15 protein-coding genes and 1 pseudogene are annotated in these 13,514 nt (G+C 39.1%); 15 read left to right on the plus strand and 1 reads right to left on the minus strand.

The features are described 5' to 3' along the window. Positions 1-66 precede the first annotated feature (66 nt). The 6 genes and pseudogenes from leuA to I2F17_RS12550 all read left to right on the plus strand — a co-directional run bounded on the left by leuA (position 67) and on the right by I2F17_RS12550 (position 5,222). The gene (gene leuA / locus I2F17_RS01325) at positions 67-1,761 is read left to right on the plus strand and encodes a 2-isopropylmalate synthase (RefSeq protein WP_211138899.1); all 1,695 of its coding nucleotides are present in this window, start codon (positions 67-69) and stop codon (positions 1,759-1,761) included. An 86-nt stretch (positions 1,762-1,847) separates the two neighbouring features. Beyond that, entirely contained in the window at positions 1,848-3,008 is a 1,161-nt protein-coding gene (gene metX, locus I2F17_RS01330; RefSeq protein WP_196423198.1) for a homoserine O-succinyltransferase MetX, read from the plus strand. Between the two features lie 5 nt (positions 3,009-3,013). After that, entirely contained in the window at positions 3,014-3,607 is a 594-nt protein-coding gene (metW, locus tag I2F17_RS01335; protein WP_196423199.1) for a methionine biosynthesis protein MetW, read from the plus strand. Beyond that, complete coding sequence (locus I2F17_RS01340; RefSeq protein WP_196423200.1) at positions 3,604-4,194, plus strand: tetratricopeptide repeat protein; 591 nt, start codon at positions 3,604-3,606, stop codon at positions 4,192-4,194. The genes metW and I2F17_RS01340 overlap by 4 nt, the downstream gene beginning before the upstream one ends. Positions 4,195-4,302: 108 nt before the next feature. Next, positions 4,303-4,935, plus strand: a complete 633-nt coding sequence (rdgB, locus tag I2F17_RS01345) for an RdgB/HAM1 family non-canonical purine NTP pyrophosphatase (protein WP_196423201.1) — start codon at positions 4,303-4,305, stop codon at positions 4,933-4,935. A 67-nt stretch (positions 4,936-5,002) separates the two neighbouring features. Further along, positions 5,003-5,222, plus strand: a pseudogene (locus tag I2F17_RS12550) (DUF6500 family protein). Between the two features lie 207 nt (positions 5,223-5,429). Here the strand turns inward: I2F17_RS12550 and I2F17_RS01350 are convergent. After that, on the minus strand, positions 5,430-6,308 hold the full coding sequence (locus I2F17_RS01350) for an AEC family transporter (protein ID WP_211138900.1): 879 nt from the start codon (positions 6,306-6,308) through the stop codon (positions 5,430-5,432). A 144-nt stretch (positions 6,309-6,452) separates the two neighbouring features. Here I2F17_RS01350 and tatA point away from each other — a divergent pair, with 144 nt between their 5' ends. From tatA to I2F17_RS01395, 9 genes are all read left to right on the plus strand, one after another. After that, positions 6,453-6,674, plus strand: coding sequence for a Sec-independent protein translocase subunit TatA (tatA, locus tag I2F17_RS01355; RefSeq protein WP_196423203.1), 222 nt, complete (start codon positions 6,453-6,455; stop codon positions 6,672-6,674). Between the two features lie 3 nt (positions 6,675-6,677). Then, the gene (gene tatB / locus I2F17_RS01360) at positions 6,678-7,100 is read left to right on the plus strand and encodes a Sec-independent protein translocase protein TatB (RefSeq protein WP_196423204.1); all 423 of its coding nucleotides are present in this window, start codon (positions 6,678-6,680) and stop codon (positions 7,098-7,100) included. Next, positions 7,097-7,870, plus strand: coding sequence for a twin-arginine translocase subunit TatC (tatC, locus tag I2F17_RS01365; protein ID WP_211138901.1), 774 nt, complete (start codon positions 7,097-7,099; stop codon positions 7,868-7,870). The genes tatB and tatC overlap by 4 nt, the downstream gene beginning before the upstream one ends. Before the next feature lie 115 nt (positions 7,871-7,985). Then, complete coding sequence (locus I2F17_RS01370) at positions 7,986-10,172, plus strand: PhoX family protein (RefSeq protein WP_196423206.1); 2,187 nt, start codon at positions 7,986-7,988, stop codon at positions 10,170-10,172. 175 nt (positions 10,173-10,347) lie between these two features. Beyond that, complete coding sequence (gene lgt, locus I2F17_RS01375) at positions 10,348-11,166, plus strand: prolipoprotein diacylglyceryl transferase (protein WP_196423207.1); 819 nt, start codon at positions 10,348-10,350, stop codon at positions 11,164-11,166. 57 nt (positions 11,167-11,223) lie between these two features. Next, positions 11,224-11,604: a hypothetical protein gene (locus I2F17_RS01380; protein WP_211138902.1), complete on the plus strand. Its 381-nt coding sequence runs from the start codon at positions 11,224-11,226 to the stop codon at positions 11,602-11,604. Next, positions 11,588-11,938, plus strand: a complete 351-nt coding sequence (locus tag I2F17_RS01385; RefSeq protein WP_196423209.1) for a hypothetical protein — start codon at positions 11,588-11,590, stop codon at positions 11,936-11,938. Before I2F17_RS01380 ends, I2F17_RS01385 begins: the two co-directional genes overlap by 17 nt. 66 nt (positions 11,939-12,004) lie before the next feature. After that, positions 12,005-12,847 carry a thymidylate synthase gene (gene thyA / locus I2F17_RS01390; protein ID WP_211138903.1) on the plus strand — a complete coding sequence of 281 codons (843 nt, stop codon included), beginning with the start codon at positions 12,005-12,007 and terminating at the stop codon, positions 12,845-12,847. Continuing rightward, entirely contained in the window at positions 12,844-13,374 is a 531-nt protein-coding gene (locus I2F17_RS01395) for a dihydrofolate reductase (RefSeq protein ID WP_211138904.1), read from the plus strand. The genes thyA and I2F17_RS01395 overlap by 4 nt, the downstream gene beginning before the upstream one ends. The last annotated feature ends 140 nt before the right edge of the window (positions 13,375-13,514 follow it).

The raw sequence follows: 13,514 nt of genomic DNA on the forward strand, positions 1-13,514 counted from the left end.
ACAAAATTTAAATAAAATAATCGATGCGATCCACCCATTACGCACGATTAGATCTAGGAGTGATCCATGTTGGCTGATCCAAGCAAAAAATACCGTCGCATGTATGAACGTGTTGACTTACCTAACCGTGAATGGCCGAATAATGAAATTACCAAAGCCCCACTGTGGATGAGTACAGACCTGCGAGACGGTAATCAAGCCATTTTTGAGCCAATGACCCTAGAACAAAAACTAAAAATGTTTTTAATGTTGGTGAAAATCGGATTTAAACATATTGAAATTGGTTTTCCATCTGCATCGCAAACTGATTTTGACTTTACTCGTCAACTCATTGAAGAAAATCTCATTCCAGATGACGTATATATTGAAGTTTTAGTCCAAGCAAGAGACCATTTAATTACTCGTACCTTTGAATCTTTGGTGGGTGCAAAACGTGCTATTGTGCATATTTACAACTCAAACTCACCAACATTTCGTCAAAAAGTGCTCAATACTGACGTAGATGGCGCAAAACAACTTGCAGTCAACGCAGCGACAAAAGTCAAAGAATATGCAAAAAAACAACCCGACACCGAATGGGTATTCCAATATAGTCCAGAGTGTTTTTCTGCAACAGAATTGAACGTTGCAAAAGAAGTCTGTGATGCTGTCACAGCGATTTGGGATGCATCACCCGACAATAAAGTCATTTTAAATCTGCCTGCCACTGTTGAAGTATCGACTCCCAACGTGTATGCCGATCAAATCGAATGGATGCACCGTCATCTTGCTCGCCGTGATGGGGTTATTATTTCAGTGCACTGTCACAATGACCGTGGCTGTGGCATTGCAGCCTCTGAACTTGCCATTATGGCAGGTGCAGATCGTGTAGAAGGCTGTGTATTTGGTAATGGTGAACGCACAGGGAACGTTGATATTGCTGCCATCGCACTTAATATGTACACCCAAGGTGTTGCACCAGCGCTTGATTTTTCTAATATTAATGAAATTATTGCCACGGTTGAAGAATGTACTGGACTACCCGTACACCCACGTCACCCTTATGCAGGTGATTTGGTCTTTACTGCATTTTCAGGCTCACACCAAGATGCGATCAAAAAAGGCTTTGATTTCCAAAAAAATGAAGCCATTTGGGACATGCCGTATTTACCCATTGACCCCAAAGACTTGGGACGTGACTACGATGCAGTGATTCGTGTAAATAGCCAGTCAGGTAAAGGTGGTATTGCTTACTTACTTGAATCAAACTACAACGTCACACTACCGCGCCGTGTACAAATTGAATTTAGCCAAATTGTACAAGCACATACAGACACAACGTCTGCTGAAATCTCCGCATCAGATATTTGGAAGCTGTTTCAAGCCACGTATGTCAATATTAAAGACAAATACTACAGCGTAAAAAAATACCAACTGTCTACTCAAAACAACGACCAAGTCATCGATCTAGACATTGAAATTAATCAAAAAACTCAACGATTGCACGGGCGTGGTAATGGGCCAATTTCAGCAGTCATTGATGCATTGCAACTTCCAATTGATGTCTTACATTATGAAGAACGTAGTATTGGTACAGGTGCAAGCGCACAATCTTTAGCACTCCTTGAAATTCAAGTGAAAGATACAGGAAAAAGTACTTTTGCTGCAGGGATTCACAGCAATACTATTACCTCACCGATCGAGGCAATTATTGCCTGTACTAACCGCTTAATTGATCAAGGCATACTTCAAGTGACAGACATTGTGCCTGAAACCAAATAAGCAATTAAAAATAATCGTTTCAAAAGGATACCCAAGTTGGTATCCTTTTTCACACTCATGATTTCAAAATAAGGCGACTTACATTCGTGTCTTTTGCATCTGATTCAGTGGGTTTAGTCACCCCTAAAAAATATAGCTTTGAAGAACCCCTTGAGCTTGAGTGTGGTCGTATTTTGCCACGTTTTGAACTCATGGTCGAAACCTATGGCACACTCAATGCAGATCATTCCAATGCAATCTTACTGTGTCATGCACTGTCAGGCCACCATCATGCCGCAGGCTACCACAGTGAAGATGACAAAAAACCAGGATGGTGGGATGCATGTATTGGTCCAGGAAAAGCCATAGATACCAACCATTTTTTTGTGGTTGCACTCAATAATATTGGGGGTTGTCATGGCTCTACAGGGCCAATATCTCCAAACCCAGACAACAATAACATGCCATATGGCCCAGACTTTCCGCTAGTCACGGTACGCGATTGGGTGCGTACACAAGCCATGCTTTCAGATCAAATGAATATTCAAAAATGGTATGCCATTGTGGGGGGCTCACTCGGTGGCATGCAAGCATTACAATGGTCTGTTGATTATCCCGATCGCTTAGCACGTTGCGTCATTATTGCAAGTGCCCCAAAACTATCTGCGCAAAATATTGCATTTAATGAGGTTGCTAGACAGTCTATTTTATCTGATCCAGACTTTCACAATGGCTACTATTTAGCCAATGACAGCTACCCTCGCCGTGGCCTCATTTTGGCACGTATGGTTGGGCATATTACCTACTTATCTGAAGAAGCCATGAAACAAAAGTTTGGCCGTGATTTAAAATCAGGGAAATTTATGTATGGTTTTGATGTCGAGTTTCAGGTTGAAAGTTACTTACGCTACCAAGGTGAACGTTTTAGTCAAAACTTTGATGCGAACACTTACCTGATTATGACCAAAGCACTAGACTACTTCGATCCATCGCGTGAATTTAATGCTTCTTTGACTGAAGCCATGAAAAATACACAGTGTCGATTTTTGGTGATTTCATTTACCACAGATTGGCGCTTTAGTCCTGAGCGTTCAGAAGAAATTGTCAATGCACTCATTAGTAATAACAAACCTGTCAGCTATTTAGATATTAACGCTAAACAAGGTCACGACTCATTTTTGTTTCCAATACCACTGTATGTCAATACATTGCGTGCATTCTTAGGTGGTGAAGCACTGCTTCATGAAAAAGTGGCACAACAAGGATAAATGTCATGCGATTAGATCAACAACTTTCCGAAAAATGGATTAGCCCAAGCGATAAAGTGCTCGATTTAGGCTGTGGTGATGGTGAATTACTGGCTCATTTGAGCAAAAAATATAACATCAGTGCATATGGCATGGAAATTGATCAAGAAAAGATTGCAATTGCCATTGGTCGAGGGTTAAATATTATACAACAAGACTTAAACATTGGCTTACACCGTTTTGCAGATCAATCTTTTGATTATGTGGTTATGGCACAAGCTTTGCAGTCTGTTGATGCACCAGATGTATTGTTAAAGGACATGGTTCGGGTCGGTAAACAAGCCATTATTACCTTTCCTAACTTTGCCCATTGGAAAACACGTGCTTTTTTAGCCTTAAAAGGTAAAATGCCCGTGTCCAAAGCATTACCATACATGTGGTACAACACCCCTAACATTCATTTATGTACCTTCCGAGATTTTGAAGCACTGTGTGCTGACAATAATATTCGGATTATTAACCGACTCTCTGTCAATGGGAATCAAGAAGACAGCTTTTTAGGTAAACGTCTTCCAAACCTCTTTGGCGAAGTAGCGATTTATCGAGTGAGCGCTATATGAAAAAACTGTTTATGAGCACATTGCTTCTTGGTCTATCTGTACTATCTCATGCAGATCTACTACCCGCAAATCCACAGCCTTCGGCATCTTCACAAGCTGCACGCTATTCAACCATGGGGTTTACCCAACTTTTACAAGAAGCCAATGCAGGCCAAGCGGCAGCACAGTTTTATGTTGCTATGCATTATCAAGCAGGTAAAGATACTGCAAAAGACATTAACCAAGCATTTTCTTGGTATAAAAAAGCTGCAGATCAAGGCATTCCTGCTGCACAATTAAATGTTGGCCGTATGCTTGCTGATGGTATGGGTACCAATAAAAATATTGTTTTGGCACGTAGCTATCTAGAAAAAGCCGCCAGTCACGGCGATAACCGTGCAAGCTTTAATCTTGCACTTATGGAAGAACATAAAAAAGATTACATTGGTGCTTATCAGTGGTATGAGTTATCTACCCGTGACGGCATGTTAGACAACAAAGTGATGAACATGTCTGAAACCAAGAAAACTGCTTTAGCGGCCAACTTAACGCCCGATCAAATTCGCCAAGCTGTTGACCGCGCGGATCGTTGGATTCAAGCCCAATAAACTGCTCATCGCTCACTCCGAAACAGCACTTTTGTGCTGTTTTTTTGTTTTTCAATTTTATTTTGTGCATAATTATAATCTCTACCATTTCCCCATAAAAATCCCCATATGACTCAATCGACTTGGCTAGAAAAGCACACGGATCTTGTGCTTGCCAGTAACAACAAAGGTAAAATTTCTGAATTTAACCATATTTTTGAAACACTCAACTTACCCATTCAAGTGATTCCACAAGGACACCTTCAGATTGAAGATGCTGTTGAAGATGGCTTGAGCTTCATTGAAAATGCAATTTTGAAAGCTCGACATGCTGCAAAACATTCAGGAAAACCTGCAATTGCTGATGACTCAGGTTTATGTGTGCCTGCTTTAGGGGGTGCACCTGGCATTTATTCAGCACGTTACGCAGGTGAACACGGCAATGATTCAGCAAACAACCACAAACTGATTCAAGCCTTACAACCTTTACGTCAAAAACATACCATCATTACGGGTATGTTTGTCTGCGTATTGGCTTTTGTAGAACATGCAGAAGATCCTCTGCCCAAAATATTTCAAGGAGTATGGCAAGGAGAAATTCTCACAGAAGCACGTGGCGAACATGGCTTTGGCTATGACCCATTATTTTGGTTACCTGAACTTGGAAAAACAAGTGCAGAACTTGAAAAGGCTGAAAAAAATAAAATAAGCCATCGAGGCCAAGCAATGCAGGCTTTTATTCAAAGTTTAATCACAAACTAAATCTTTTCTAAGTGAGGTGGTGATGATTCAGACCACCTCACTTAGAACACCACCATAAATCAGCGTCATGCAACAGCATTTAAAACAAAGACTGCTTCGTGGTTGTAAGGAAAAAAATTGATCAAAAAGGTGAAAATGTTGGTCGATCATTTTATGCCTTTTTTAAAAATAAAAATGACGAACCCGAATTTCTTATGGAGGCAGCATATTAGTGGATCATCACCCACCGACTCAATCACTTTGAAAAATCCGTTAAAATTAAAGCACTCATACAACAAGTGCATTAACACATTTTGTAAAGCTCAACACCTTAATCACGGATAAAATTTTATTTCAACATGACGTATTTATATATTTTTCACCATATAGAATATTGATATAACATCAATGTTCTATCACTTTATTTGTAATACAAGATGGTAAAGAAAAACAATATCATTGAGATAAAATACATCAGACCGTTACCTCATCGGAGGTCTTATCCTTTATTAGAGCTAAAATAACCAATACAGCAATGCAAATACTCCTATTGTACAGATACTAACAATCGTTCCTGCCGCAATATAGGTCGCAGAACGCCCTGTTGCACTATAATGTGTCTCTAATGCCACAATATTTGCCGCAGGAGGCAAACAAAATAAAAAGAAAAGTAAAGCAATATGTTGTTGAACAAAAAGATTGGAGCTTAAAACATAAAATACTGCACACAGCACAGCCCCTACACTCAACTTTACGAACATCACTTGAGTACTATGCTTTAAATCTTGTAAATTAACCCGAGTTTGACTTAACCACATCCCTAAAATTGCCATACCCGCAAAGACCATTGCAAATTTTGCAAATGCATACAATTCAAGTAACCACCACTGACCATTGATTAAAGTGTGTATTGAAAATAAACGCAGTACTAGCGCAATGCATAGTGCAATTGTTGGTGGAGCATGTATTATTTTTTTAATGACATCTGACCGCTGAGGCTGAACATCACTGACTGCATAAATAGCCCAAATATTTCCAAAAATTGAACTTCCTACATATAATGCAATCATTGCTGCACTCACAGGCTGCCCAAAAATAAGTAATGCTAAAGGAAAACCCAACCACCCAATATTACTGTAGCTGGCACATAATGCCACCAAACGATCTTTATATCGCAAAACGCACACCATATACACCACAATAGATGCAATGAAGCTAAACAGTATGAGTAACATACTACCTGACTGATAAAACAGCATGTTATATACAATAATAAATGGAATAAAACATCGTGCTAATCCAACTGCACAAAATGTTTTAACACGTTTAGCGATAGAAAAATTTTGAATAAGCCAACCAAAAATAAATGCAAAAATCGGCAATCCAATTGACATCACACGCCCCAATAAAAATGAATATACTGTTTATGAATCAATCAAATAACAGATTACGCTTAAAAATTCTTTAAATTGCAATTTGGCCGTCATTCAAATGTAATAACATCTTGTTTCCATAGAGCTAATTTTATGGAGATCACTATGGCTGGTTTATCAATTTGGCACGTCATCATTTTTTTAATTGTCGTTGTACTTTTATTTGGCACATCTAAACTTAAAAATTTGGGTAAAGATATGGGTGGTGCGGTCAAAGACTTTAAAAAAACAATGCAAGATGATGATCAACCCGAACAACTTCCTGCAACAACACCTCGTACAGTCAAAGCCGAATCAAATGTGACACAAAACAGTAAAACTGGGTAAATTATGCTAAACATTGGCATTTCTGAATTTTTAGTTTTTGCAGTCGTTGCACTTGTGGTCCTCGGTCCAGATAAACTGCCTGAGGCGTTACGCTTTGTTGGAAAGTGGTACAGTAAAGGCAAGCGTTTTGTGAGCAATATTCAAAATGATATCGATCATGAACTGCGTGTATCTGAACTCAAAGACCAAATGCAAAAAGAAATGCTACGCATTGCCGAGCTTGAACGAAAAATGCAAGATCAAATGGATGCACTTAGCCACATCGAAACATCACAAGCTAAACCTCAAGTGCATACCGCTTATACGCATGTAAAACAGTTACGTTATGGCTATACCACACACTGCCCAAGTATGACCTGTGTGGTGATTCCTGAATCAATAACACAGCAATCGTACAATCCCATTACCCTCAAGGTCGCTGTATGACTTCGCTTCCAAACACCCAACCAGACCACTCAAGTCATGTTGAACTAGATGAGATGCCAATCCATAAGCATTTAATTATTCTAAGAAAATATTTAATTCGTATGGTTGGTGTTCTTTTGGGTCTATTTTTATGTTTGCTGCCCTTTGCCAATCAAACCTATCAATTACTCTCAGAGCCCCTAAGAGCACAGTTACCCATTAATTCATCTATGATTGCAACCGATGTGACGGCCACATTTTTAGCACCATTTAAGTTAAATCTTTTTGTCGCACTCATGATAAGTATGCCATTTATTCTGTATCAAACATGGCTATATATTAAACCTGCTCTTCATCAACACGAAAAAAGCCTGACTTTTCCACTCATGGCAGGAAGTATTACCTTGTTTTACACAGGAATTGCTTTTGCCTACTTTATTGTTTTACCTTCAATTCTTCACTTCTTTATTAGTGTTTCTCCTGAAAGTGTCGCACCCATGACAGACATCAACAGCTACTTAAGCTTTTGTTTAAAGCTTTTTTTAGTTTTTGGTTTAACCTTTGAAATTCCTGTTGTGACATTACTTTTAATTATTACGGGTATTGTACCTACCGAAAGCCTGATTAAAAAAAGACGGTTTATTATTGTCGGTTGTTTTTTTATTGCGATGTTTGCCACCCCACCCGATGCTATTTCAATGATTATGTTGGCTGTTCCGATGTGGCTTTTATTTGAACTTGGACTCGTTTTTGGAAAAATAATTGAAAAAAGAAAACAATCTAAAGCTTAAATAAAACTTAAATTTAACCATTTTGTCATGATTTTGTCAGATTACAGACATGTAAAGCCCCTAGTATATTTTCCTATTAAATATTTGATAAAACTGAACTTACTAGGGGTATATCATGACACAGCAGACGCCATATCATGAAGATCAAGAAACCGACAACAATACATCAAGCAATACACATTTTGATGATATTTTAGGTCACTATATTACCCGCCGTGATCTTATCAAGAAAACAGCAAGCGGTACCATTGCATTGGCTTTAGCAGCAACAGTAACAGGATGTGCATCGCAAGGTACATCACAAGGCCAACAAAGATCATCGCACTTACCTACCACAAAACGCCCTGAAAAACTCTCGTTCAAACCTGTTGCAAAAAATAAATTAGACTTAATTAGTGTGCCAGATGGCTATCAAGTCAATGTGTTATATGCTTTAGGTGACTCAATTAACCCAAACTATGCAGATTGGAATGATCACAATATTCCATCAGGTCCAAGTTTTCAATTTCGTTCAGGCGATTGCCATGACGGCATTCACTTCTTCGGTTTAAATAAAAAAACCAAACGCCTAGATGACACCTTCTCTGAAGAAGGCCTTTTGGTCATGAACCATGAATATATCAACCCAACCTTCTTACATGCTAAAGGGCCAACTAAAGTCAATGGACACCGCCCAGAAGATGAAGTCATTCGTGAAAACAATGCTCATGGTGTTTCAGTGATTCATGTCAAAAAAAATGAAATTACCCAACATGTAGAAATTATTAAAAATTCCGTTTTTAACCGCCGTATTACGACATACACGCCAATGGATTTTTCAGGAGCAGCGGCAGGTTCACCACTCCTTGCTACCCTATACTCACCAAAAGCACTCAAAGCACGTGGTACACACAATAATTGTGGTAATGGTTACACACCGTGGGGAACATATTTAACGACTGAAGAAAATTTCATCGGTTATTTTCAGCGTTCATCTACAGATGATGCAAAACGCCAACCGCATGAAATTGCCGCACTCAAACGTTATGGCTTAAAAGCAGGTTCAAGTTCAAAATATGAGTGGGATACAGCCATTGGGCAAATCGAACCACAAGACCACTATGATCGTTGGAAAGCCAATGCGATAGCCGAAACTGCAGCGAAAGATTATCGTAATGGCCCAAATACCTTTGGTTGGATGGTCGAAATCGATCCATTCGACATTAAACACAACCCAGTAAAACGTACTTCACTTGGGCGTTTTGCTCACGAAGATAGTGCTTGCCGAGCCGTTGAAGGCATGCCTTTGGCATTTTACATGGGCGATGACTCTCGAGGCGAATATATTTATAAATTTGTATCTCAAGCAAAATGGGACGCAAAAGACACCAATGCTGGTTATAAAGCAGGTGATAAATATATGGACAAGGGTACATTGTATGTTGCCAAATTTAACCAAGATGGCTCAGGCCAATGGATTGAACTAAGCTATGGAAAAAATGGTTTAGATCAAAGTAATAAGACGTATCCATTTAGTAGCCAAGCAGACATTGTAACTTTTGCACGTATGGCAGCTGACAGTGTAGGCGCAACCAAAATGGATCGCCCTGAATGGTGTAGTATTAACCCTGAAAATGGTGAAATCTACGTTACCCTCACCAACAACTCTAATCGTGGTAAAGACTACGCAACAGATGCTGCCAACCCACGTGCATATGAAGACCTATATGGTGAAAAGAAAGTCCAAAAAGGCAATGTAAATGGTCATGTCATTCGCTTTAAAGAACAAGATGACAAAACCACGGCGTTACAATTCCAATGGGATATTTATTTGTTTGGTGCTGAAGCAAGCATGAATCCAAATATTAATCTTTCAGGCTTAAGCGATAACAATGATTTTTCAAGCCCTGATGGGATGTGGTTTGATTCACGTGGCATTTTATGGCTACAAACAGACGACAGTGCATATACAGATGTGACCAACTGTATGATGCTTGCAGCACTTCCTGGCTACATTGGTGATGGTACAGTGGCGACCACATCAAATGGACAACAAACGCGTGTAGGTGCAAAAGTCAACGATGATAATTTGCGTCGCTTCTTAGTTGGCCCTAAAGAAGCTGAAATTACAGGGATTACCATGACACCTGATAATAAAGCCATTTTTGTTAATATTCAGCATCCTGGCGAAGAGTCTGAAAGTTACGACAAACCAAATAGTCATTGGCCTGCTTCTCAAAATGACATTTCGAACACAACTGCTCGCCCACGCTCAGCCACCATTGTTATTACCCGTAAAGACGGTGGACGTATTGCTGATTAAAGCCAACTTAATGAAATAACCTCTAAAAAAGCAAGGGCATTCACTGCCCTTGCTTTTTTTAGCATACACATACATACCATCTGTCATTCATTTGCAGATGTACTACTTAAAATTTAACATTTTTAAGTCTGATTCGGTAAAATCACGATAACAATGAATATAAAGAGACATATGCATGTTGATTTACCCCGACATTAACCCCATCGCACTTGAATTGGGCCCCCTTAAAGTACATTGGTATGGTGTCATGTACTTACTGGCTTTTTTATGTGCATGGGGCTTGGCCAGCTACAGAGCAAAACAGCGTACAGGTTGGGGAGCAGAAATGGTTTCTGATCTCATTTTCTATGGTGCGCTCGGTGTGGTCATTGGCGGACGTATTGGTTACGTTTTATTTTATGAGTTTGACCAGTTTTTAGCACATCCTTTATGGCTGTTCCAAGTATGGACAGGTGGGATGAGCTTTCATGGTGGATTCATTGGTGTCATGCTTGCCATGATTCTATGGTGTCGAAAATACCAAAAAACATGGTTTCAAACCATGGACTTTATTGCACCATGTGTCCCGACAGGGCTCATGTTTGGCCGTATTGGTAACTTTATTGGGGGGGAATTATATGGTCGTGCAGTAACAGACCCAAACTATCCTTTTGGTATGATTTTTCCAACAGACCCTTTACATTTGGTACGCCACCCTTCACAAATTTATCAAGCCCTCTGTGAAGGCTTACTCTTATTTATTATACTGTGGTGGTATAGCTCTAAACCTCGTCCACGCATGGCAGTTTCAGCGCTCTTTTTAGCAGGCTACGGTGTTGCACGTTTTGTAATGGAATTTTTTAGAGAACCTGATGCAGATCAAGGGTACATTTTATTTGGTTGGATGACCAAAGGGCAAATTCTCTCGCTACCTATGATTATTATTGGTGTACTACTGATTGTGTGGGCATATAAACAAAAAATTTATGACTGGAATTACGCTCAAAAACTCTAATCATTGACTGTTTAGGGAGTCTTTGACTCCCATTCACTTTTTATATCAGACAAAACTATGCTTGAATTTTGGTTTAACCCTTATACATCATTGGCTCGAAAATTGTGTATTTTAATACTTGCAGTAATCATTGCCGTATCTTTACACCAATACTTCCCAATGCCAACAACATTACAACTGCTCTTTGTTGGAGCAGGAATCATGTTTTTAGTTTGTCGTTTATGTAAAATTTACGTGGTCAAAAACGATCCGCGCTTATTACTTTACAGAGTATTTACATGGATTCCATTGTCTTTTTTATGTGCTATTATTTTTGTAAAGGCATTTGATCAATTACTAATGTGGGGAATCCAAGGGATTGCCATCATGGTCATTAGTATTTGCTTATTGTCACCACATGTTTTATTTCAAAAGCCAATACATGATCAAAATACTTAACCATCCAAAACAGTTTAGAACCTTTCAACTCGTGACTGTTATGATCAGTGCTGGCTTAATTGTCAAACTTCAGCATTATGCTTCTTTAACCACCACATGGGTCATCATGAGCCTGATTACAGGTATTTTTATCGTAGTGTATGGTCAATACTGTATTCGGTTGAATTGGAGTAAATATAGCATTTGGGTCATTCCAACGGTCTTTTTAATACTACTCAATCTCAGTATTTCTACATCATATATTTCGCTTAACCTACAGGCCATCTTATTTGCCATTTTGGGACTAAATTTAAGTTATCGATTTTTACCTCAGATAAAAGCCAATCGAGAATAGCACCCACTGCTTCAATCGTATAAAATGGTCGCCTTTAGACAATAGCTCACAACACAAAGGACAGCCATGAAAGCATATCATGACCTATTACAGCGTATTCTTGACCAAGGTGGTGACAAAAGTGACCGTACAGGTACGGGAACACGGTCTGTTTTTGGGCATCAGATGCGCTTTGATTTATCAGAAGGTTTTCCACTGCTAACGACAAAAAAAGTGCATTTTCGCTCCATTGCGATAGAACTTTTGTGGTTTTTAAATGGTGACACCCATGTCAAATATCTTAAAGACAATAAAGTCTCTATTTGGAATGAATGGGCAACTGCGGAACAAACAGCAAAATTTAACCGACCAGAAGGTGAACTTGGGCCTGTATATGGGCATCAGTGGCGTAATTTTGGCGCCAGCAAAAATACAGATGGTACGTACCAAAACAATGGTTTTGACCAAATTTCTTGGTTAATTCAAGAAATAAAAAACAATCCTGATTCACGTCGATTAATTGTTTCAGGTTGGAATCCCAATGAAGCCACTCAAGTGGCTTTACCTCCATGCCATACCTTATTTCAATTTTTTGTGCACGATGGCAAACTCTCATGCCAACTCTATCAACGCAGTGCAGATGTCTTTTTAGGCGTGCCATTTAATATTGCAAGCTATGCATTACTCACACATATGATCGCTCAGGTCTGTGATTTGGCTGTTGGTGATTTTGTATGGACGGGTGGAGATACTCACCTATACAGTAATCATTTCGAACAAGCGAAACTGCAATTGTCTCGCACCCCGTTACCCCTGTGTCAACTCAAACTAAACCCTCAAATCAAGTGCATTTTTGATTTTAGCTTTGACGATATTGAAATTATGAATTATCAATCACATGATGCAATTAAAGCACCGGTGGCTGTATGATTGAAGATATTGAAATCATTCATGTAGTGGCCATGGATCAACAACAATGTATTGGTAAAAATAATGATTTGCCGTGGCATATTTCAGCAGATTTACAACATTTTAAAAAAATCACTCAAGGTGGCGTCGTGGTTATGGGCAGAAAGACCCTAGAATCTATGGGGCGCTGTTTACCTAAACGAGTCAATTGGGTGATTACTCGAGATCAAAATTGGTCTTATAACGGTGCTAAAGTTGGACACAGTATCGATGAAGTCCTTCATTTGGCTTTAACCGATGTGAAGCAGAGCGAACAACCGCATAAGCTTTTTATTATTGGGGGGGCTGAAATATTCAAACAAACGATCGAATATGCAGATCGTTTAGAACTTACCCATGTTCATGTCACAGTAGAACAAGGTGAAGCGTTTTACCCAAAAATCCCATCACACTTTGAAAAAATCACCAGTGAACATCACACCGATCATTCATCTGGTATTGAATTTGAATTTGCAAGCTATACTACTTCCTTAAAATCACCTATATAAACCATTCTGCTTTTTACTACATTTAATGATGGTTTTATCTCAAGCCATCATTAAATGTAAACATTTTCTATTATCAAATCATCCATACTGCTCCTATCGCCTACATTCATCGACAAAATTCTATAGAAAATATATAAATT

This window comes from Acinetobacter baretiae (assembly GCF_015627105.1).
GTDB classification, from domain to species: Bacteria; Pseudomonadota; Gammaproteobacteria; order Pseudomonadales; family Moraxellaceae; genus Acinetobacter; species Acinetobacter baretiae.

Excerpts from the sequence above, each read along its gene's own strand:
- I2F17_RS01370 (WP_196423206.1), top strand. The coding sequence starts at position 7,986 with ATGACACAGCAGACGCCATATCATGAAGATCAAGAAACCGACAACAAT.
- tatC (WP_211138901.1), top strand. The coding sequence starts at position 7,097 with ATGACTTCGCTTCCAAACACCCAACCAGACCACTCAAGTCATGTTGAA.
- tatB (WP_196423204.1), top strand. The coding sequence starts at position 6,678 with ATGCTAAACATTGGCATTTCTGAATTTTTAGTTTTTGCAGTCGTTGCA.
- metW (WP_196423199.1), top strand. The coding sequence starts at position 3,014 with ATGCGATTAGATCAACAACTTTCCGAAAAATGGATTAGCCCAAGCGAT.
- I2F17_RS01385 (WP_196423209.1), top strand. The coding sequence starts at position 11,588 with ATGATCAAAATACTTAACCATCCAAAACAGTTTAGAACCTTTCAACTC.
- tatA (WP_196423203.1), top strand. The coding sequence starts at position 6,453 with ATGGCTGGTTTATCAATTTGGCACGTCATCATTTTTTTAATTGTCGTT.
- lgt (WP_196423207.1), top strand. The coding sequence starts at position 10,348 with ATGTTGATTTACCCCGACATTAACCCCATCGCACTTGAATTGGGCCCC.
- thyA (WP_211138903.1), top strand. The coding sequence starts at position 12,005 with ATGAAAGCATATCATGACCTATTACAGCGTATTCTTGACCAAGGTGGT.
- I2F17_RS01380 (WP_211138902.1), top strand. The coding sequence starts at position 11,224 with ATGCTTGAATTTTGGTTTAACCCTTATACATCATTGGCTCGAAAATTG.
- I2F17_RS01340 (WP_196423200.1), top strand. The coding sequence starts at position 3,604 with ATGAAAAAACTGTTTATGAGCACATTGCTTCTTGGTCTATCTGTACTA.
- leuA (WP_211138899.1), top strand. The coding sequence starts at position 67 with ATGTTGGCTGATCCAAGCAAAAAATACCGTCGCATGTATGAACGTGTT.
- I2F17_RS01350 (WP_211138900.1), bottom strand. The coding sequence starts at position 6,308 with ATGTCAATTGGATTGCCGATTTTTGCATTTATTTTTGGTTGGCTTATT.
- rdgB (WP_196423201.1), top strand. The coding sequence starts at position 4,303 with ATGACTCAATCGACTTGGCTAGAAAAGCACACGGATCTTGTGCTTGCC.
- I2F17_RS01395 (WP_211138904.1), top strand. The coding sequence starts at position 12,844 with ATGATTGAAGATATTGAAATCATTCATGTAGTGGCCATGGATCAACAA.